This is a genomic window from Pseudomonas yamanorum, assembly GCF_013386765.1.
GTDB lineage: Bacteria > Pseudomonadota > Gammaproteobacteria > Pseudomonadales > Pseudomonadaceae > Aquipseudomonas > Aquipseudomonas yamanorum_A.
The window spans coordinates 65,757-84,761 of record NZ_JACARE010000001.1; the positions used below are offsets into that span (position 1 = coordinate 65,757).

Here is a 19,005-nt window from a genome sequence, read left to right on the forward strand (position 1 = left end):
CGGGCGCGTGCAACACTTCGCGCCGCGGCGAAGCACGCAACCCCGGCCAAAATGGACGCTCGGGGTAAAACATAGGGAAGTGGTGGGCATTTGATCCATAGAAAAGAACGCACCGAGTATTTGAAGAGCAATATCAAATACCTGATCAAAAGCCGCGGAGAGACGCAGCTGTCGCTGTGCAACGCGGCCGGCCTGACCAGAACCACGATCTACAACATCCTGGAAGGCAAGGTCGTCAACGTACAGCAGTCCACCATCCGCAAGATCTCGGATTTCTTTGGCGTCTCCTATGAAGAAATCGAGACCCTCGACTTTGAAGAAAAAGAGATCATCGACAGCAGTATTTCCCCCCAGGGAAACATGAACCCCGCTGCCGTGCCGATCATCAAGCAAAGCCAGGTCATGGCCAACATGGACAAGCGCATTGGCGAACTCGCCACGCTGTACCCGCTGACCTACTACTTCGGCACCTCCTACAACTTGATCGCTGTTCTACTGGAACATGAAATCAGCGGCGTCAACGAGCCCGGGGATTTGTTGATCGTGCAGAAAGGCTCGTCGAGCGACGACAAGGAAAAGTTGGTGTACGACTGCGTCAGCAAACAACTATTCATCACGGATGAAGCGTGTGTGAGCTCGGATCGTATCTGTGTGGTGGGAGATATCATCGAGGAGCGCTTCAATGACCACGTATGAACACGAAGTCGAGAACAGCAAATACAAACTGCTGGGGTTCGAAAATGACAAGAGCCTGGCGGTGATCATGGTGATCGCCACGGGCAAGATCATTCGGGTAAAGCTGAGCGAAGTGCTGAACAGCGAAATCATGGACAATTTAAACAAAATGGAAGTCAAGAACATGTACAAGAAGTTCTATTCACAGGGCGGGGCGCTCACCGCGTACGAGCTCAACGACCGCAATGAGAACTCATGGATGATTTATATCATCCTGAACCTGCTGCTCTTCACGTTCTATATCTTTACCAGCATCGCCGCGACCAAACCGATTTACCTGGAGTCGCTGGGCATTATCGTCACCCCCGGCACGTTTCTGTACCCGCTGACATTCCTGATCGTGGACTTGCTCAACGAGCAGTTCGGCCTCCGGCTGGCGCGAAGGGCGATCCTGTTTGCGTTTGCCAGCAACGCGATGATCATCATCCTGCTCTACGGCTCGACCTTCCTCCCCGGCTTGCCCGGCTGGAAGCTCGACGGGCCTTACAACGACGTGATCATCCAGGTGTCGTCGGTGTTGATCGCCTCCTCGGTCTCGTTCCTGGTGTCGGAGAACATAAACTCGTACCTGCTGTGCAAGATCAAGGAGCTGACCAACTCCAGGTACCTGTTCCTGCGGATTTTCCTGAGTACGTTTTTCGCAGTGATTATCGACAGTTTCCTGTTCTGCTTCATCGCGTTCTACGGTGCGATGCAGACCAGCGACATCCTGAACATGATCTACGTGCAGATCGCGATCAAAGTCTGCTTTGCCTTCTTCAATATCCTGCCGGCCTACGGTGCCCGCTCGTTGTTCAAGCGCTACATCACAGGCGATAACCAGGCTGCGCAGCAAGCCAACTGATCGATGAACGTTCCCGTGCTCAGCACGGGAACGCTCCGCATCAACCCAGCTTGCCTTTCAGGCTCTGCATGACGGCAGCCTTGTTTTCCAGGTAGTCGTTCAGGCCCCGCGCACGAAGGTTGCAGGCATCGCAATTGCCACAACCGGTGCCGATAATGCCGTTGTAGCAGGTCAGGGTCTGGTTGCGGATCAGGTCCAGCTGGTGGTGATAGTCCGCCAGGGCCCAGGTCTCGGCCTTGTTCAGCCACATCAGCGGCGTCTCCAGGCGCACATCGTATTCCATGCCCAATTGCAGCGCTTTATTCAGCGCCTTGACGAACTCGTCCCGGCAATCCGGGTAGCCCGAGAAGTCGGTTTCACACACGCCGGTGATCACGGTTTCTGCCTTGACCTGATAGGCGTAGATCGCCGCCAGGGTCAAAAACAGAATGTTCCGGCCTGGTACGAAGGTGCTTGGCAAACTTTCGCCCGAGCTGTTCACCGTAGGCACCGGGATGTTGTCGCGGGTCAGGCTGCTGATGGCCAACTCGTTCAACAGCGACACATCCATCACCTTGTGAACGGTGGCGCCCAATTGCTTGGCGAGCTTCTGTGCAACTTCAATTTCCGCCACATGCCGCTGGCCATAATCGAAGGTAATGCAGTGCACCTCGTCATACAGCGGCAGTGCCTGGATCAGGCAGGTTGTCGAGTCCTGCCCACCACTGAAGACGATAACGGCTTTTTTACTCATCATTCTGCTTCCTGCATTTATCACATGTGTAGGAGCAAGGGGGACGCCTAGTTCTTGCTCGCGAAAAACGTCAATGATAACGCAGCGTATCTGGTTTAACGCGGCGCCCTCTGGTTTTTCGCGAGCAAGCTCGCTCCTACAAAAAAGCCCCGCGCTTCTCACGAAGGCGGGGCTTTTTTTACTTCATCCACTCAGTGGGCGTACGTCAGCAGCAACTCTTTCGGCACCTGGAAATCCAGGGACATCATCACGCTCAAGGCGGTGATGGTGAAGATCGAGAAGACGAACAGCTTGCGTGCCCAGACGGTGTCATCCACCGCCTTGTAGCCGGTCCAGGCCATGTACAACCAGTACATGCCCATGGCGGCGGCGACGGCGAGGTAGCTCATGCCGGCGTAGCCACTGAAGGTCAACATCAAGGTCGCCACGAGGAAGGCCAGGATGTAGAGCAGGATGTGTTTCTTGGCGACCTTGATGCCACGCTTGACCGGCAGGACCGGAATCGAGGCAGCCAGGTAGTCATTGAAGCGGAAGATCGCGATGGCATAGGAGTGCGGCATCTGCCACAGGCTGAACATCACCAGCAGCACCAGCGCGGCCATGTCGAAGCTATTGGTCACAGCCACATAACCAATCACCGGCGGCATCGCCCCCGACAGACTGCCCACCAGCGTGCCGTGAACCGACTTGCGCTTGAGGTACAGGCTGTAGAAGCCGACGTAGATGACAAAGCCGATCACGGCAAACAGCGCCGCCAGCGGGTTGGCCACCTTGTACAACAACACTACGCCGGCGATACCCAGGATGGTTGCGAAGATCAGTGCCAGTTTCAGGGAGATGAGGCCCTGCACCAGCACACGATTCTTGGTGCGTTCCATCTTGATGTCGATATCGCGGTCGATGCAGTTGTTGAATACACAACCGGAAGCTACCACCAGGGACGTGCCGATCATCGCAGCCAGGAAAATGGCCAGATCGACATGCCCCTTGGAGGCCAGGAAGAAACCGCCTGCCACAGAAAGCACGTTACCGAAAATGATCCCCGGTTTGGTGATTTGGATAAAGTGCTTAAGCGACATCGGGTCTTACCTCACTTCGCCATCATGAACGTATGGATGCTGAACATGATCCATACCGACAGGCCAACCAGCAGGAGGATCACCAAGCCTGCGAACACGAACGCAATCACGTTATCGCGCTGAGCCTTGGAGCGGTCCAGGTGCAGGAAGTACACCAGGTGAACCAGCACCTGAATCACCGCGAACGCCAGGACGATCATCAAGGTGATCGACTTCGGCAAGGTTGGGTACATCACCAGGCCGAACGGGATCAGCGTCAGGATGACCGACAGGATGAAGCCGATGGCGTACGACTTGACGCTGCCGTGGCTGTCATCGTGGCTGTCATGGGAATGTGCATTAGCCATTACAGAGTCCCCATCAGGTAGACAACGGTGAAGACGCAGATCCAGACCACGTCCAGGAAGTGCCAGAACAGGCTCAGGCAGCTCAGGCGAGTCTTGTTGGTGTTGGTCAGGCCATGTTTGTTGACCTGATACATCATGGTCGCCATCCAGATCAGACCGGCGGATACGTGCAGACCGTGGGTGCCTACCAGCGTGAAGAACGCCGACAGGAAGCCGCTACGGTGCGGGCCGTAACCTTCGGAGATCAGCAGGTGGAACTCGTTGACCTCCATGCCGATGAAGCCCAGGCCGAACAGGAAGGTCAGTGCCAACCAGCTCAGGACGCCTTTCTTGCTGCCCTTGTAGAAGGCCAGCATGGCGAAGCCGTAGGTGATCGAGCTGAACAACAGCAAGGCGGTTTCGCCGAGCACGTAAGGCAGTTCGAAGATGTCGTGGCCCGACGGGCCACCCGCTACGTTGTTTACCAGTACCGCGTACACCGCGAAGATCGACGCAAACAAGATGCAGTCGGTCATCAGGTAGAGCCAGAAACCGAATACGGTCATTGGCCCCGAGTCGTGGTGATGGTCATCGTGCCCATGGTCATCGACATGGGCGTGTCCAGCATTGGTCACTAAGTTCGACATGGTTTAAGCCTGTTCCAACGAGGTTTCAACACGGTTGGCCGGGATCTTCTTCTCGGCAACCAGGCGAGCGTGTTGCTCGGCTTCGATGCGTTCGATCACGTCGACCGGCACCATGTAGCCTTGGTCATCACGGGCAGCGTGAACGATGAAGTAGCCGATGGTGCCCACCAGGCTCACGATGGCCAGCCACCAGATGTGCCAGATCATTGCGAAACCGAATACGGTCAACAGCGCACCCATCACAACGCCGGTAGCGGTGTTGTTAGGCATGTGGATCGGTTCGTAACGCGCAGGCTTCTGGTACGCAGTACCGTCTTCCTTGGCTTCGGTGAACGGATCGATGCTGTCAGCCTTAGGCAGTACGGCAAAGTTGTAGAACGGCGGTGGCGACGAGGTCGACCATTCCAGGGTGTGTGCATTCCATGGGTCGCCGGATTCGCACATGTTCTGCTTGCGATCACGCACGCTGACATACAGCTGGATCAGCTGGCAGGCGATGCCCACGGCAATCATCACTGCACCGACCATGGCGACGTACAGGTACGGCACCCACTCAGGGTTGGTCGTGGCGTTCAGACGACGGGTCATGCCCATGAAGCCCAAAGCGTAGAGCGGCATGAACGCGACGAAGAAGCCCGAGATCCAGAACCAGAATGCAGCCTTGCCCCAGCCTTCGTGCAGCTTGAAGCCGAACGCTTTCGGGAAGTAGAAGCTGAAGCCTGCGATGTAGCCGAATACTGCGCCGCCGATGATCACGTTGTGGAAGTGAGCAATTACGAACAGGCTGTTGTGCAGTACGAAGTCAGCACCCGGGATGGCCAGCAGTACGCCGGTCATGCCGCCGATCGCGAAGGTCACCATGAAGCCCAGGGTCCACAGAACCTGGCTGGTGATACGCAGACGACCGTGATAGATGGTGAATAGCCAGTTAAATAGCTTCACCCCCGTCGGGATGGAAATCAGCATCGTCGCCAGTCCGAAGAACGCGTTGACGCTGGCCCCCGAACCCATGGTGAAGAAGTGGTGCAGCCAAACCATGAAGCCCAGTACCGAGATCGCGCCCGAGGCGTAGATCATCGAGTGGTGACCGAACAGGCGCTTGCCCGAGAAGGTCGAGATCACTTCAGAGAAGATACCGAACGCTGGCAGGATCAGGATGTACACCTCAGGGTGACCCCATGCCCAGAACAGGTTCACGTACATCATTGGATTGCCACCAAGTTCGTTGGTGAAAATGTGGAAATCCAGGTAACGGTCAAGCGACAGCAACGCCATGGTTGCAGCCAGGATCGGGAACGATGCAACGATCAGTACGTTGGCCCAGGTGCAGGTCCAAGTGAAGATCGGCATGTCCATCAGCTTCATGCCAGGGGCGCGCATTTTCAAGACGGTGGCCAGGAAGTTGACCCCCGTCAATGTCGTCCCGAGTCCTGATAACTGTAGCGCCCAGATGTAGTAATCCACACCCACGCCCGGACTGTAGGCCAGGCCCGACAGCGGCGGATACGCAACCCAACCGGTCTTGGCGAATTCGCCGACGCCCAGGGACAGGTTGATCAGCACCACGCCGGATACCAGCAGCCAGAAGCTCAAGGAGTTCAGGAACGGGAACGCAACGTCACGCGCACCGATCTGCAGCGGCAAGGCAAGGTTCATCAGGCCGGTGAAGAAAGGCATCGCCATGAAGATGATCATGATCACACCGTGGGCGGTGAAGATCTGGTCATAGTGTTCAGGAGGCAGGTAGCCAGGCGAACCCTCGGTGGCCATGGCCAACTGGGTACGCATCATGATGGCGTCGGCAAAACCACGCAGCAGCATGACCATGGCAACGATGACGTACATGACGCCGATTTTCTTGTGGTCGACCGAAGTCAGCCACTCGGTCCACAGGTAGGTCCACTTTTTGAAGTAAGTGATACCTGCAAACAGTGCCAGACCACCCAGCGCGATCATGGCGATGGTCACCATCACGATCGGCTCGTGGAACGGGACCGCATCCCAACTTAATTTACCAAACATCGTTTACTCCTCTGCCCCAGCAGTTGAATGCGCGCCCGTGTCAGAACCTTCAACCGCGGCCACTTCTTTCTTCTCGTGCTCGATCGGCTTGCCTGGCTTCATACCTTCGTACTTGTCGACGATTTTCTGAAACAGGTCCGGCTCGTACGTGGAGTACAGGGCGACAGGGTTGTTTTGGCTCGGTTTGGCAAGAGCGTCGTATTCAGCTTGATCAAGCTGTTTAGGTGCGGCCTTGACTTCGGCTACCCAGGCGTTGAAATCTTCCTGGCTTGTCGAGATCGCTTTGAATTTCATGCCGGTGAAGCCAGCACCGCTGTAGTTGGCGGAGATGCCTTCCATTTCAGCTTTCTCGTTCGCAATCAGGTGCAGACGGGTCTGCATGCCTGCCATCGCGTAGATCTGGCCGCCCAGCGCAGGGATGAAGAACGAGTTCATCACGGCATCGGAGGTGATCCGGAAGTTCAGCGGGGTGTTCTCCGGGAACCGGATCTGGTTCACAGTGGCGATACCCAGGTCCGGGTAGATGAACAGCCACTTCCAGTCCAGCGCGACCACTTCGATGTTGATCGGCTTGACGTCGGAGTCCAGCGGACGGTACGGGTCCAGCTCGTGGGTCGACTTATAGGTGATGTAACCCAGGGCGATGATGATGAGGATCGGAACCAGCCACACCGCGATTTCAATCTTGGTGGAGTGCGACCACTTCGGCGCGTAGGTGGCGCTGGTGTTCGACGCGCGGTATTTCCAGGCGAAGGCGAACGTCATGATGATCACGGGCACTACAACCAACAGCATCAGCAGAGTGGCGGTGATAATCAGGTTTCGTTGATCCAGACCGACCTGACCTTTGGGGTCGAGCAAGGTCCACTTGCAGCCTCCCAGCATTAACAGCATGCCGAGCAGCGGCAAAAAGCCTAGTAATCGGGGGTACCTGTTTTTACTCATCTCACGACCTCTAAAGCAGCTTGCGCAATGCAGTTGGGTTTTGATCGCCAACACTTCACCCTGCCAAGGGTTGGCATTTCTCTTCGATTGAATAAGGGCCTGCCCGTCGCACCTTGCGCGAATCGACACGTCCCGGGCTAGCGGTGAGTTCTTATTCGAATTCGTTGGTCAAAGGCCTTGTTACAGACCAATTCCATTTGGTGCGGATAGTTGAAAGGCTGCCGGCACCTGGGGTCGCATGAAACGTTACATCCGCTTCTCGACCGCCCTAGTTTGCTCAGGGGTGAGCAGCACCGGACATTCAGTGCGGGCGATTGTAGTTAGCTAGCGATGTATAAACCATGTCTTATCCAGAAATAATTTTTATCGTTTCCAGCAATAATCCTTCACCATTATTGCAAAGGTCCGCGATCGTATCGCGTTTGATTCTCGACAAAAACCACAAAAAATGCCGTGTTATTGGGCAATCTGCCACATCCCCTACGGGCTGTAAGGGCATCAAAAACGGATCCAAGTGCCCTGAAAACAAGGCATTCGTACGTCAGCCAATGTCGCCGACCTCGCGCCACTCGCGGCGTCGCCCAGACCACGAACTGACAGCCATAAAACGCCGCTTCTTGCAAATTTACGCCGCGTTTACGGGCGTCAGAAACGTCCCGCGACAGTGTCCGTGTGACAACATGTCGCATGCTGCGCGCACCCAAACTTGCCCCGCGTCACGGTCCCTTCACAAAATGCCTACAAACAAAAACGCCCCGGCCTTCTTTATAGGAAGGCCGGGGCGTTGACGGGCTACAGCTTAGGCTTTGCCCTGGCGATTACGGTAGATGCCCAGTGGCACCAGGATCACCGTGAGCACAAAGGCCACCAGCGCCCACTGGGCCAGGGACAGGCCAAGCACGGGCGGGTACGGCGTCTCGCAGAAGCCGTCGACCTGGAACCCCAGCGGAAACACCGAAGCCAGCGGCAGGCCATCGACAATCGGTTGCAGCACATCGATGCCGCAGCTGACCTTCGGAAAGAACTGGATGTACACGTGATAGCCGGCAGCGGCGACGCCACCCAGGGCACTGAGGGTCACCAGCGCTTCAAATACCGTGACACTGCGGGTGGTGCGCATGGCGGCACCGATGAAGGCGAAGATCGCGATCAGCAGCAAGGCATAACGTTGCAGGATGCACAGCGGGCATGGCGCCTCGCCCAACACCACCTGCATGTACAGCGCCCCGCCGATCAGCGCCAGGCAAATGATGCCCAGCAGTACCAGAAAGCGTCGCTCCCTGCCCAAACGCAATTCGTCGATCATCCCCGTTTCCCTTTAGCCAATTGTGGTTGTGCCAATGGCCGCAAGTTTACACGCGGACGGTGAAAGTTGAGCAGTTGGCGTGAGGAGGTTTAAACAGGGAGGGTTAACAGCGGATTAATCGGGGAAATGTTGTGACTGTACTGACGCCATCGCGGGCAAGCCCGGCTCCCACATTTGACTGAGTTGCCCAAGCAAACACTGTCCCATGTGGGAGCCGGGCTTGCCCGCGATGGAGCCGACCCGGTGTATCGATTAAATCCTATTCCAGCGCCGACGCCGGCCCAAAGAACTCATACCGGCTCTGCTTCTCCGGCACACCCAGGGCCTTCAGGTGGCGCTTGATCGCCGCCATAAAGCCTTTAGGCCCCAGGAAGTACGCATCCACATCGCGCTCCTCGGGCAACCACGCCGCCAGTTGCTCCTGGCTCAGCATGCCCACCTTGTCCGCCGCGGGGCTCACGCCATCATCTTCGGCGTAGCAATAGAAGCGCTTGAGTTGCGGATGCTGCGCAGCCAGGCCATCTACCCACTCGCGGAACGCATGCACCCCGCCGTTGCGCGCGCAGTGGATAAAGTGAATCGGCCGCTCAGTGGCCAGGGCCGCCTCAAGCATCGGCAGGGTTGGCGTGATACCCACGCCGCCGCTGATCAACACCAATGGCTTGTCGCTGGCCGCCAGGGTGAACTCACCCGATGGCGGGAACAGGTCGATGGTCGCGCCTACCGGGAACTGGTCATGCAGGTAGTTGGACACCCGGCCACCGGTTTCGCGCTTGACGCTGATGCGGTACTGGCCCGAATCGCCACGCGCCGACAGGGAATAGTTGCGGCGCACTTCCTCGCCCTCCAGCACCAGTTTCATGCCGATGTACTGGCCAGGCTCGGCGGCCAGGATCGGGCCGTTATCCACAGGCGCAAAGTAAAACGAGATGATTTCCGCGCTCTCCTCCACCCGCTTGACCAGGGTGAACGCGCGCGCACCGCGCCAGCCACCCGGTGCCTCTGCCTTCTCTTTATAGATAGCCGCCTCGGCACCGATCAGGATGTCGGCCAGTTGGCCATAGGCGGCGCCCCAGGCGCTCATCACTTCAGGGGTGGCGATTTCGCTGCCCAGCACTTCGGAAATCGCCCGCAGCAGGCAGGTACCTACAATCGGGTAGTGCTCCGGCAGGATTTGCAGGGCCACGTGTTTGTTGATGATCTTGGCCACCAGATCGCCCAACTGGTCCAACTGGTCGATATGGCGGGCGTACATCAGCACGCCATTGGCCAGGGCCCGGGGCTGGTCGCCACTGGCCTGGTGGGCCTGGTTGAACAGCGGGCGAACTTCGGGGTACTCGGACAGCATCATGCGGTAGAAATGGGTGATCAGGGCTTCGCCGCCGCTTTCCAGCAGGGGCACGGTGGATTTGACGATGGCACGGTCTTGGGCACTAAGCATGGGAGACTCCTGGGTCTTCTTACTGAATACCCTTTACTACTCAGTATTCATGCCAACTAATAAATCCATATAAATCAGTATCTTGAGAATAATATAGTCAATATGACTCCCTACACTTTATAGTCACTATGACTACAAGGAGTCATTATGACTACAAAGCCGCTGCTCACCACCCTGCTGCCACTGGTCGCCGACCTGTCCCGCGAGTTGCCCGAAGGAGAGCGCTATCGACGCCTGCTCCAGGCCATGCGCGCCCTGCTGCCCTGCGATGCCGCCGCCCTGCTGCGCCTCGACGGCGAATGGCTGGTACCGCTGGCAGTGGATGGCTTGAGCACCGACACCCTCGGCCGGCGCTTCAAGGTCAGCGAGCACCCGCGCTTTGGCGTGCTGCTCAGCAGCCCCGGCCCGACCCGTTTTGACAGCGACAGCGACCTGCCCGACCCCTACGACGGTCTGGTGGACGGCCTGCACGGCCACCTGGAAGTCCACGACTGCATGGGCTGCCCGCTGTTTGTCGACGACCAGCCCTGGGGCCTGCTGACCCTCGACGCCCTCGACACCGAGCGTTTCGAGCGGGTGGAACTGGACGCCCTGCAAGCCTTCGCCAGCCTCGCGGCTGCGACGGTGAACGTCGCTGAACGCATCGAACGCCTGGCCCTGCGCGCCGAGGACGAACACCAGCGGGCCGAAATCTACCGTCAGGCCAGCGGCCAGCAGCACAAGGAAATGATCGGCCAGAGCAAGACCCACAAACGCCTGGTGGAAGAAATCAACCTGGTGGGCGGCAGCGACCTGACGGTGTTGATCACCGGCGAGACCGGCGTAGGCAAGGAACTGGTGGCCCAGGCGATCCATGCCGCATCAAACCGTGCGGAGAAACCGCTGATCAGCCTCAACTGCGCCGCGCTGCCGGAAACCCTGGTGGAAAGTGAGCTGTTCGGCCATGTGCGCGGGGCGTTTACCGGCGCGCTGAATGAACGCCGGGGCAAGTTCGAACTGGCGAATGGCGGCACGCTGTTCCTGGATGAAGTGGGCGAGTTGTCCCTTACCGTGCAGGCCAAGCTGCTGCGGGTGCTGCAAAGCGGCCAGTTGCAGCGCCTGGGGTCCGACAAGGAACATCAGGTGGATGTACGCCTGATCGCCGCCACCAACCGGGATTTGGCCGAAGAAGTACGCAACGGTCGCTATCGTGCGGACTTCTACCACCGTTTGAGCGTGTATCCGCTGCAAGTGCCCGCCCTGCGGGAGCGCGGCCGCGATGTGCTGTTGCTGGCGGGGTTTTTCCTTGAGCAGAACCGCTCACGCATGGGCCTGGGCAGTTTGCGCCTGACCAGCGATGCCCAGGCGGCGCTGCTGGCGTACGCCTGGCCGGGGAATGTGCGCGAGCTGGAACACTTGATCGGCCGCAGCGCATTGAAAGCGTTGGGCAACTGCCGGGAACGGCCGAAGATTCTCAGCCTGGACGCGGCAGACCTGGACTTGCCGAACGTCAACGCCCCGCCGATCGCAGAGCAGCCCGCCGACGTGCCGGACATCACCGGCGACCTGCGCCTGGCCACCGAGAACTACCAGCGCCAGGTCATCAGTGCCTGCCTTGAACGCCACCAGCACAACTGGGCCAGCGCCGCCCGCGAGCTGGGCCTGGACCGGGCCAACCTGGGGCGGATGGCCAAGCGCCTCGGCCTGAAGGAGTGAACGGTGATTCCCAGGCAAAGGCGATCAACTGTGGGAGCTGGCTTGCCTGCGATGCAGGCACCTCGGTCCTTCAGTCGCACCGAGGTGATGCTATCGCGGGCAAGCCCGGCTCCCACACAAGCTCACCCCATAGTCAGACTTGCTTCGCCTTGTAGATTGGACTGATCGGCGCGCTAGCCTTGGGCTTGCGAAACACCAACACATTCCCCAGCATCACCAGCACCAGCCCGGCCAACGCCGGTGCGGTCCACTGATAGCCTTCGGCAAAGGCCGAGACGTTCAGCGCCACCACCGGGAACAGCACGGTGCAATACGCCGCCCGCTCCGGCCCCATGCGCCCGACCAGGGTCAGGTAGGCGGTAAAGCCAATCACCGAACCCGGAATAACCAGGTACAGCAACGAACCGATGTAGCGGCTGTTCCATTCCATATCGAACGGAATGCCCTGCACCGCGCAGTACATCGCCAGCATCGAGGCGCCATAGGCCATGCCCCAGGCGTTGGTGGTCAGCGGCTTAAGACCGGCCTTCTGTTGCAGGCTCGACAGCATGTTGCCCGCCGAGAAGCACATGGTTCCGAGCAACGCCAGGCCAAGGCCGAGCAAGGTTTGCGGGCTGGCGGTGTGACCCACCAGTTCCGGCCAGAACAACAGCCCCAGGCCGAGCAAGCCAAGGCCACCGCCCATCAACACATTGCGCGCAACCTTCTGGCCGAAGAACACCCTGGCGTTGAGCGCGTTCCACAAGGTGGCCGTGGAGAACACCACCGCCACCAGGCCGCTGGGGATCCACTGGCTGGCCGTCAGGAAGCACATGAAGTTGACGCAGAACAGGCACAGGCCCTGGGCCAGGCAGATCAAATGCCCGCGGCGGTTCATCACCTGCAGCTTGCGGCTGAGCAGCAACATCACGAACAGCACCAGCGCCGCCAGGCCGAAGCGATAGACGATGGACACTGGAATCGCCACCACCCCCAGCTGCCATTTGAGGGCGATCCAGGTGGTGCCCCAGATCAGCACGGTGAGTAAATACAGGAATAGATTCATGACGGGCTCCTTGGGGTTGAGCCACAGTTTCGCCCCGGGTGGCGCCAAGTCTCTTGCACATTCTTGCGCTTTTGTCGGCTGCCGGGATCACAGCCGTCGCCGCTGGGAGTAGGATGCAAACCGTCAGAGAGTACGAATATGCCGCCACTGGAAACCCTGCAAGTCTTTCAATCCCTCAACCGCTCGCCCAACGCTCGCCTCGAGCTGTGCGCCGAGCTCGGTGACGGCTTGTCTGCAGCCTTGTGGAGCAACCACCACGACGCCCAGGATTACCAGGCCCCCGACCACCACACCCTGTCCTGCTACATCGGCGGCGGCACCGGCACCTTTCGCCGCGACCAGCCCGGCACCAAGGGCGGCCCGGACAAGCTGTGCATCCTGCCGGCCGAGCATCAGTCGGCCTGGGTGATCAACGGCGAGATCCGCCTGGCCCACGTGTATTTCAGCCCGGAGCAATTCGCCCTGGGCTGCGTGACCTTGCTGGACCGCGAGCCGCGGGAGCTGTTGTTGCGTGAGAGCACGTTTCTCGACGATGCCCAGCAGGCCCGGCGCTTTCACCAGTTGATCCGCCTGAACTGGAAAGAGCCCGGCGAACGCTTGCTGACCAGCAGCCTGGCCCATGAAATGCTCAGCCATACCTTGCTCAGCCAGGTGGGGATGCGTGAAGGGCTACGCCTGAAAGGTGGACTCGCCGCCCACCAGCGCCGGCAATTGGTGGAGTACATCGACCAGCAACTGGCCGAGCCGGTCAGCCTGGGGCAGTTGGCGGGGTTGTGTGCGTTGTCCGAGTACCACTTTGCGCGGATGTTTCGCGAGAGTTTTGGCTTGCCGCCCCACCAGTACCTGCTGGCGCGGCGACTGGCCCGCGCCCGGGAGCTGTTGCGGGGCGGGTCGTTGCCTCTGGGCGAGATCGCCCTGGCATGCGGGTTTTCCAGTGCCAGCCACTTTACCAACCGGTTCCGCCAGGCGATGGGGGCGACGCCTGGGGAGTACCGGCAGGCGTTCCTGCCTTGAACCCGTCAGGGAATGGAGATTTGAGAATGTGGGAGCTGGCTTGCCTGCGATGCAGGCGACTCGGTACATCAGTAACACCGAGGTGATTCCATCGCAGGCAAGCCAGCTCCCACATTTTGATCCTCAGTGCTCATTTGATCTTCAGTGCTCAATAGTCCGTGCTGTTGGCCAGCGCCGTGGCTAATCGGTTTTCCAGTGCCTTGATGCGTGCACCTTCGACCACGTAGTTATTGCTCACCATCGCAAACACCAACTTGCGCCCACTGGCATCGGTGACATAACCGGTCAACGACGACACGCCACTCATGGAGCCGGTCTTGCCGTGCAGGTTGTTCTCGGCCGCCGTGCCCCGCAGGCGATAGCGCAGGCTGCCGCCCGCCATGCGCTGCGCATTACCGGCAATCGGCAAGGCGTTGTACCAGGCGTTGAACCAGGGCTGTTTGCTGGCGGCCAGCAGCAAGTCTGTCAGGTTCTGCGACGACACCAGGTTGCGCCGGGACAACCCCGAACCGTCCACCTGGTTCAACGTCGCTGTATCAATCCCCTGGCGCGTGAGGAACCCCGCCACCGCCGCCACACCCGCCTGAGCCGTCCCGGCATTGGCGGTCTTGCGGCCCATGGCCTTGAGCAACGCTTCAGACATGTTGTTGTTGGAGAGCTTGAGCAGCGGCGTGATCAACTCCTGCAGCGGCGCCGACTCATGCACCGCCAACACCGTTGCCGCCACGGGAGCCACGCCCCCAATCACGCGGCGCCCTTGCACGGTAATCCCCTGCTGCGCCAACGCCTGCTCAAACAGATTGGCGACCAGTTGCGTCGGCTCCCACACACTGATCAGTTGCGGACTCTGCCTCCCCGGCGCCAGCGCGCCACTGAGGCGCAACAGGTTGGTACCGTGCTGGCGGTTGATCCCATAGCTGTTGCCCGCCCCGCTGACGGCGCGGTTGCTGATCTGCACGTAGTCGGTAGCCGGGCTGATATCCACCGTCACCGGGCGCCCCGCCACTGCCGGCGCCTTGGCCGTGACCAGCAGGGAGCCCGCATCAAAATCCGTATTGGGCGACACCGTCAGCGCCGAAATCTGCGCGCCGTAATAGGTGCTTTCGTCGTCCTGGGACCAGTCGACGCCCAGCCGCTCGGCGTCGAAAAAGCTGTCATCGAACACCAGGTCGCCTTGTACCTGCTTGATGCCCTGCTGCGCCAGGCTGGCGGCCAACGCCTGGTAATCCGCCCACTGGACCGTCGGGTCGCCCAGGCCGCGCAGGTAAAGGTTGCCGTTAAGCACCGCGCCCTGGCGCAGGCCGTCACTCAACAGTTGCGTGGAAAACCGATACTGCGGCCCCAGCACATCCATCGCCGCCGCGGTGGTCAGCAACTTGAGGCTGGAGGCCGGGGTCAGCCGCGTGCGCGGGTCGTGCTGGTAGAGCGTGCTGCCGCTGCGGGCATCGCGCACCATCAGCGACACACTGGCGCCGTGCAGCGCCGGGTCGGCCAGCAGTTGGTCGAGGCTGGCGCTGGTGGAAGTTTTCGGCGCCGTGGCGCAACCGCCCAGCAACAAGCTCAAGCCCAGCAGCAGCCCGCCGGCGTGTGTCCATCGTCCCAACCGCATAAACCTGGTAGTCCTTGAATTTCGAGAGTGCGCAGCTTGTGGAATTCCTCCCGGTCAATCAAGGCCCGTAGGTCGTTACGGAAAACGTATTGGCATGAAACAGCGGGTCGGGCTTGGCCTCGGTCTTGGTCGGTGCCGGTTGGGTAAAGTCCATGGCCGGCAGGAATACCCGCTGACTCGCCGGGTCGAATGCCATGTTGTAGGCCATCGGCAAGGTGCTGACACTGGCGCGCACGGCGTAGTGATCGGCATCCTGTTGATCCACCAGTGTCAGGTTGGCATCGACGCCACTGGGAATCAGCAAGCGCCGGTGCTGATCGTCGTAGGCCAGGGCGTTGACGTCGCGGGTGATCGGCAGCTTCGCCTTTACTTCACCGGTTTTCCGGTCGGCAACGATCAACACCGGCGACTCACCGCGACAGGCCACGAACAGTCGCTGGCGCGTCACGTCCTGGGCCAGGGCGCTGGGCTTGGGGCAATCGGCGAACTGCCAGGTATCGAGCAGCGCAAAGGTACTGGCCGAATAACGGGCGACCTTGCCTTCATCACGCATCGGCAGGAAGAAGCTGCCATCGCCCTTGACCAGCAGCGGGTCGATCTTCTTCACCGCCAGCTCATGGGCGCCGGTGATTCGCTCCTGTTTCGGGTCGAATTCAAACAGCGTCGAACGGTCCGCCCGGCGCCCGCTGACGATAATCACCTTGCCGGTCGACGGCTCGTACACCGCGCTGTTGAGGTTGCTTTGCGCCACCGGGATGCGCTTGAGAGACTTGAGTGTGGATAACTGCAGCACACTCAGACTGCCGTCGGTGTTGAGTACGAATACCCGGTCCACTTCAGGCACAAACACCACGCCATTGGCGCCTTCGGACTGCGCCACGGTCTTGACCAGGCGCTGGCGCTTCACGTCGAACACGCTCAAGCCGTTTTCCCGGCGAGCCAGGAACAGATAGGGCCGGGTCGGGTCCAGCCCGACGAAGCCCCAGCTGTGGCCGGACCCGGGCAAGGTCACCCGGTGTTCGCGATGGTAGGCGGCGTCATCAGCCGATGCCGCCCCGCTGATCAACAGTGCTGCCAGTAGCCAGTGCTTCATCAGAACTCCAGGGTGCTGGAGACGGACACTTGACGGGCATCGCCAATGGAGACGAATTGGGTGTTCACCGCGGAGGTGTAATAGGTGCGGTCAAACAGGTTCTTCACGTTGAGCTGGAACTTGACCTTCTGCCCGTCGACCTTGGTGTCATAGGTGGCAAACGCATCGGCCACGGTGTAACCCGGCAGGTCGAAACTGTTGGCCGCATCGCCCGAGCGCTCGCCGACATAACGTGCACCGGCACCGACCCGTAATTGGTCACCGCCAAGGATGCTGCCGAAGTCATACACCGCCGACAGCGAGCCGGTATTTTTCGCGACGTTTTGCAGGCGGTTGCCCTTCAGCTCCGGGTCTTCGGTGACGACCGCATCGGTGTAGGCATAGCTGCCGATCACACTCCACTTGTCCGTCAGCTGACCGCTGGCATCCAGTTCCAGGCCACGGGAGCGCACCTTGCCGGCGACGCTGTAGACCGAGGTCAGACCATCGCCCACCTGCACCAGCACGTTGCGTTTTTCGATGTTGAACAGGGCGGCGCTGGCGGTGATGCGGCCCGGTATATCGAGCTTGGTGCCCAACTCCCAGGACTTCGACTGCTCCGGCTCAAGGCTGCCATCCAGTATCGTTTTGTTGGCCAGTGGCGCGATGGTGGAGTTGGGTTTGAACGACTCGGTGTAGCTGCCGTAGAACGAAAGTTCGTCGGTATAGCGGTACACCAGGCCGACGCGGGGCACCCACTTCTGGCCATTGCCGTTGGTGTTGGCGGTGAACGGGATGCCCTTGCCAGCATATTGGTCGTACATCTGATAACGCGCGCCACCTACCAGAATCCACTGGTCGGTGAGGTGGATCGCGTCCTGCATAAACAGCGAGTCGCTGCGCAGCAGGTCGGTCTGGTTGCTGTCCGGGGCGCTGACGGTGGTGCCTGCCACTTCGTAGCCATAGACCGGATCGTTGTAGTTGAACGTGCCACGGGGCGACTGGCGGATCAGGTCGGCGCGGTAGATCTTGCGGTACTCGTCATCCAGGCCGAAGGTCAGGTCGTGCTGCATGCCAGCGACGTTGACCTTGCCTTCAAGACTGGCGGTGGCGAAGCGGTCGGTGGTCAGCGCGCCCTGGGTGCCGTCCATGCTGCGGGTCAGGGTGCCGTTGGTGTTGACCTTGACCACACGCACCTGGCTGGCGTCGTAGGTCTCGCGGTTCCAGCTGTAGCCGAAGTGGGCTTTCCAGTCGTCGTTCAGGTCGTGATCGGCTTCGAAGCGGTACAGGTCGGAGCGGCCTTCCATATTGTTGAAGGGCTCATCGAGACGGCGAGTCGACGGGATATTCAGCGGGTGGTTGGTCTTGGGGTCGATGGCGGTGCCACGGTCAAACGGCGAGAGAAACTCCCGATGCTCATAGGCAAACAACAGCTTGGTGCTGTCGCCATACCAGGCCAGCGACGGCGCAATCAGGCTCTCGCGGTGGGTGCCGTAGTTGCGCCAGTAGTCTTCGTCTTCATGGTCGACAATCAAACGGTACGCCAACCCGCTGTCACCGATGGGGCCGGTGGTGTCGAGGTTGCCGCCGCTGCCGTTCTTGCCGTCACCAAAGGTCGAGCCGCGCACGGTCAGCGAGGTGGACTGGATCAGCTCGGGTTTCTTGCTGACGATATTCACCACGCCGCCCGGGTCCTGGATGCCGTACAGCAACGACGACGGACCCTTGAGCACTTCGACGCGCTCGGCGGTGGAGTTCAGTGCCCGGCCCTGCACCAGCGGCATACCGTCCTGCATGATCGAACCGTTACGGTTGTCGCCAAAACCGCGCAGCATCACCGCGTCCTGGGTGCTGCCCAGGGTGTTGGCCTGGGTAATGCCGCTGATGTTGGTCAGGGCGTCGTCGAGGTTGCGCGGCTGTTGATCGCGCATCACCTGGGCCGGCACCACGTTGACGGTTTGCGGGGTTTCCAGCAGCAGGCCGTGGGAACGCATGACCGAGCTGGTAGGCGGCGGCTGATAACTGGTGGTATCCGAGGCCTGGGCGGCGCCGTTGATGGTGGTGGCGCCGAGGTTCAGCGCGCCTTCGGTGGGCAGCGGCTCCAGGGCCAGGGTGCGGGCGTCGATCTGGCGGAAGGTAAAGCCGGAATTGCCCAGCAAGCGCTGCATGGCCTGGGTCGCGCTCATCTGCCCGCTGACGGCCGGGGCCTTGATGGCGTAGGGCGCTTCGTCGGTGTAGACCACGCTGATACCGGTCACCCGGGTGAAGTCGCTCAAGGCCTGGGGCAGCGGCTTGGCGGCCAGGGCAAAGTTGAACACCGTGCTCTGTTGCTGCGCCTCAGCCGCCTGCGCCACGCCCAAGGGCAGCAGTGCCAGCCCCGAAACCGCCAATACCGAGGCTCCCAGCCACTGTTTAACCGAACCCGCCGACGTTGCCCTGGACTTCATGCTTGAGAACCCGTGTGTAAAAACGCTGTTAATGCGAATTAATCG

General features: G+C 60.1%; 16 protein-coding genes. 4 read left to right on the forward strand and 12 right to left on the reverse strand.

Going from position 1 to position 19,005, the window contains the following annotated elements; genetic code table 11:
* Positions 1-90: 90 nt before the first annotated feature.
* Together HX875_RS00250 and HX875_RS00255 are read left to right on the forward strand one after the other, a co-directional pair.
* A complete protein-coding gene (locus tag HX875_RS00250) occupies positions 91-696 on the forward strand; it encodes a helix-turn-helix transcriptional regulator (RefSeq protein ID WP_177040730.1) in 606 nt (201 codons plus the stop codon).
* Positions 683-1,579 carry a queuosine precursor transporter gene (locus HX875_RS00255; protein WP_177040732.1) on the forward strand — a complete coding sequence of 299 codons (897 nt, stop codon included), beginning with the start codon at positions 683-685 and terminating at the stop codon, positions 1,577-1,579. The genes HX875_RS00250 and HX875_RS00255 overlap by 14 nt, the downstream gene beginning before the upstream one ends.
* Positions 1,580-1,619: 40 nt before the next feature.
* Here HX875_RS00255 and queC read toward each other — a convergent pair whose 3' ends face one another.
* From queC to hmpA, 8 genes are all read right to left on the reverse strand, one after another.
* Complete coding sequence (gene queC / locus HX875_RS00260; RefSeq protein ID WP_177040734.1) at positions 1,620-2,312, reverse strand: 7-cyano-7-deazaguanine synthase QueC; 693 nt, start codon at positions 2,310-2,312, stop codon at positions 1,620-1,622.
* Positions 2,313-2,503: 191 nt separating this feature from the next.
* Positions 2,504-3,391, reverse strand: coding sequence for a heme o synthase (gene cyoE, locus HX875_RS00265; protein ID WP_003216376.1), 888 nt, complete (start codon positions 3,389-3,391; stop codon positions 2,504-2,506).
* Between the two features lie 11 nt (positions 3,392-3,402).
* Entirely contained in the window at positions 3,403-3,738 is a 336-nt protein-coding gene (gene cyoD / locus HX875_RS00270; protein ID WP_003216374.1) for a cytochrome o ubiquinol oxidase subunit IV, read from the reverse strand.
* Positions 3,738-4,364 (reverse strand): cytochrome o ubiquinol oxidase subunit III, encoded by a 627-nt coding sequence (locus HX875_RS00275; RefSeq protein ID WP_177040736.1) that lies wholly within the window; start codon positions 4,362-4,364, stop codon positions 3,738-3,740. Before HX875_RS00275 ends, cyoD begins: the two co-directional genes overlap by 1 nt.
* A 3-nt stretch (positions 4,365-4,367) precedes the next feature.
* Entirely contained in the window at positions 4,368-6,386 is a 2,019-nt protein-coding gene (gene cyoB, locus HX875_RS00280; protein WP_177040737.1) for a cytochrome o ubiquinol oxidase subunit I, read from the reverse strand.
* A gap of 3 nt (positions 6,387-6,389) precedes the next feature.
* On the reverse strand, positions 6,390-7,331 hold the full coding sequence (gene cyoA / locus HX875_RS00285) for a ubiquinol oxidase subunit II (protein WP_177040739.1): 942 nt from the start codon (positions 7,329-7,331) through the stop codon (positions 6,390-6,392).
* A gap of 799 nt (positions 7,332-8,130) precedes the next feature.
* Positions 8,131-8,637, reverse strand: coding sequence for a disulfide bond formation protein B (locus HX875_RS00290; RefSeq protein ID WP_008435621.1), 507 nt, complete (start codon positions 8,635-8,637; stop codon positions 8,131-8,133).
* Between the two features lie 259 nt (positions 8,638-8,896).
* Positions 8,897-10,078 (reverse strand): NO-inducible flavohemoprotein, encoded by a 1,182-nt coding sequence (hmpA, locus tag HX875_RS00295; RefSeq protein ID WP_177040741.1) that lies wholly within the window; start codon positions 10,076-10,078, stop codon positions 8,897-8,899.
* A gap of 147 nt (positions 10,079-10,225) precedes the next feature.
* On the opposite strand from hmpA, the gene norR reads away from it, so the two are divergent.
* Positions 10,226-11,773, forward strand: a complete 1,548-nt coding sequence (gene norR / locus HX875_RS00300; RefSeq protein WP_177040743.1) for a nitric oxide reductase transcriptional regulator NorR — start codon at positions 10,226-10,228, stop codon at positions 11,771-11,773.
* Positions 11,774-11,906: 133 nt separating this feature from the next.
* On the opposite strand, the gene HX875_RS00305 is transcribed toward norR, so the two are convergent.
* Positions 11,907-12,818: a DMT family transporter gene (locus HX875_RS00305; protein WP_177040745.1), complete on the reverse strand. Its 912-nt coding sequence runs from the start codon at positions 12,816-12,818 to the stop codon at positions 11,907-11,909.
* 138 nt (positions 12,819-12,956) lie between these two features.
* On the opposite strand from HX875_RS00305, the gene HX875_RS00310 reads away from it, so the two are divergent.
* Positions 12,957-13,832, forward strand: a complete 876-nt coding sequence (locus tag HX875_RS00310) for a helix-turn-helix domain-containing protein (protein ID WP_177040747.1) — start codon at positions 12,957-12,959, stop codon at positions 13,830-13,832.
* Positions 13,833-13,980: 148 nt separating this feature from the next.
* Here HX875_RS00310 and dacB read toward each other — a convergent pair whose 3' ends face one another.
* Genes dacB through HX875_RS00325 form a run of 3 tightly spaced genes read right to left on the reverse strand, consistent with a single transcriptional unit; the run spans position 13,981 to position 18,960 of the window.
* Entirely contained in the window at positions 13,981-15,441 is a 1,461-nt protein-coding gene (gene dacB / locus HX875_RS00315; protein WP_177040749.1) for a D-alanyl-D-alanine carboxypeptidase/D-alanyl-D-alanine endopeptidase, read from the reverse strand.
* 58 nt (positions 15,442-15,499) lie between these two features.
* Positions 15,500-16,534 (reverse strand): YncE family protein, encoded by a 1,035-nt coding sequence (locus HX875_RS00320; RefSeq protein WP_177040752.1) that lies wholly within the window; start codon positions 16,532-16,534, stop codon positions 15,500-15,502.
* Positions 16,534-18,960: a TonB-dependent siderophore receptor gene (locus tag HX875_RS00325; protein WP_177040754.1), complete on the reverse strand. Its 2,427-nt coding sequence runs from the start codon at positions 18,958-18,960 to the stop codon at positions 16,534-16,536. Before HX875_RS00325 ends, HX875_RS00320 begins: the two co-directional genes overlap by 1 nt.
* Positions 18,961-19,005 lie beyond the last annotated feature (45 nt).

Bases quoted from the DNA above. Each gene is read 5' to 3' on its own strand.
- HX875_RS00255 (WP_177040732.1), top strand. From the start codon at position 683: ATGACCACGTATGAACACGAAGTCGAGAACAGCAAATACAAACTGCTG.
- queC (WP_177040734.1), bottom strand. From the start codon at position 2,312: ATGAGTAAAAAAGCCGTTATCGTCTTCAGTGGTGGGCAGGACTCGACA.
- cyoE (WP_003216376.1), bottom strand. From the start codon at position 3,391: ATGTCGCTTAAGCACTTTATCCAAATCACCAAACCGGGGATCATTTTC.
- cyoD (WP_003216374.1), bottom strand. From the start codon at position 3,738: ATGGCTAATGCACATTCCCATGACAGCCACGATGACAGCCACGGCAGC.
- HX875_RS00275 (WP_177040736.1), bottom strand. From the start codon at position 4,364: ATGTCGAACTTAGTGACCAATGCTGGACACGCCCATGTCGATGACCAT.
- cyoB (WP_177040737.1), bottom strand. From the start codon at position 6,386: ATGTTTGGTAAATTAAGTTGGGATGCGGTCCCGTTCCACGAGCCGATC.
- cyoA (WP_177040739.1), bottom strand. From the start codon at position 7,331: ATGAGTAAAAACAGGTACCCCCGATTACTAGGCTTTTTGCCGCTGCTC.
- HX875_RS00290 (WP_008435621.1), bottom strand. From the start codon at position 8,637: ATGATCGACGAATTGCGTTTGGGCAGGGAGCGACGCTTTCTGGTACTG.
- hmpA (WP_177040741.1), bottom strand. From the start codon at position 10,078: ATGCTTAGTGCCCAAGACCGTGCCATCGTCAAATCCACCGTGCCCCTG.
- norR (WP_177040743.1), top strand. From the start codon at position 10,226: ATGACTACAAAGCCGCTGCTCACCACCCTGCTGCCACTGGTCGCCGAC.
- HX875_RS00305 (WP_177040745.1), bottom strand. From the start codon at position 12,818: ATGAATCTATTCCTGTATTTACTCACCGTGCTGATCTGGGGCACCACC.
- HX875_RS00310 (WP_177040747.1), top strand. From the start codon at position 12,957: ATGCCGCCACTGGAAACCCTGCAAGTCTTTCAATCCCTCAACCGCTCG.
- dacB (WP_177040749.1), bottom strand. From the start codon at position 15,441: ATGCGGTTGGGACGATGGACACACGCCGGCGGGCTGCTGCTGGGCTTG.
- HX875_RS00320 (WP_177040752.1), bottom strand. From the start codon at position 16,534: ATGAAGCACTGGCTACTGGCAGCACTGTTGATCAGCGGGGCGGCATCG.
- HX875_RS00325 (WP_177040754.1), bottom strand. From the start codon at position 18,960: ATGAAGTCCAGGGCAACGTCGGCGGGTTCGGTTAAACAGTGGCTGGGA.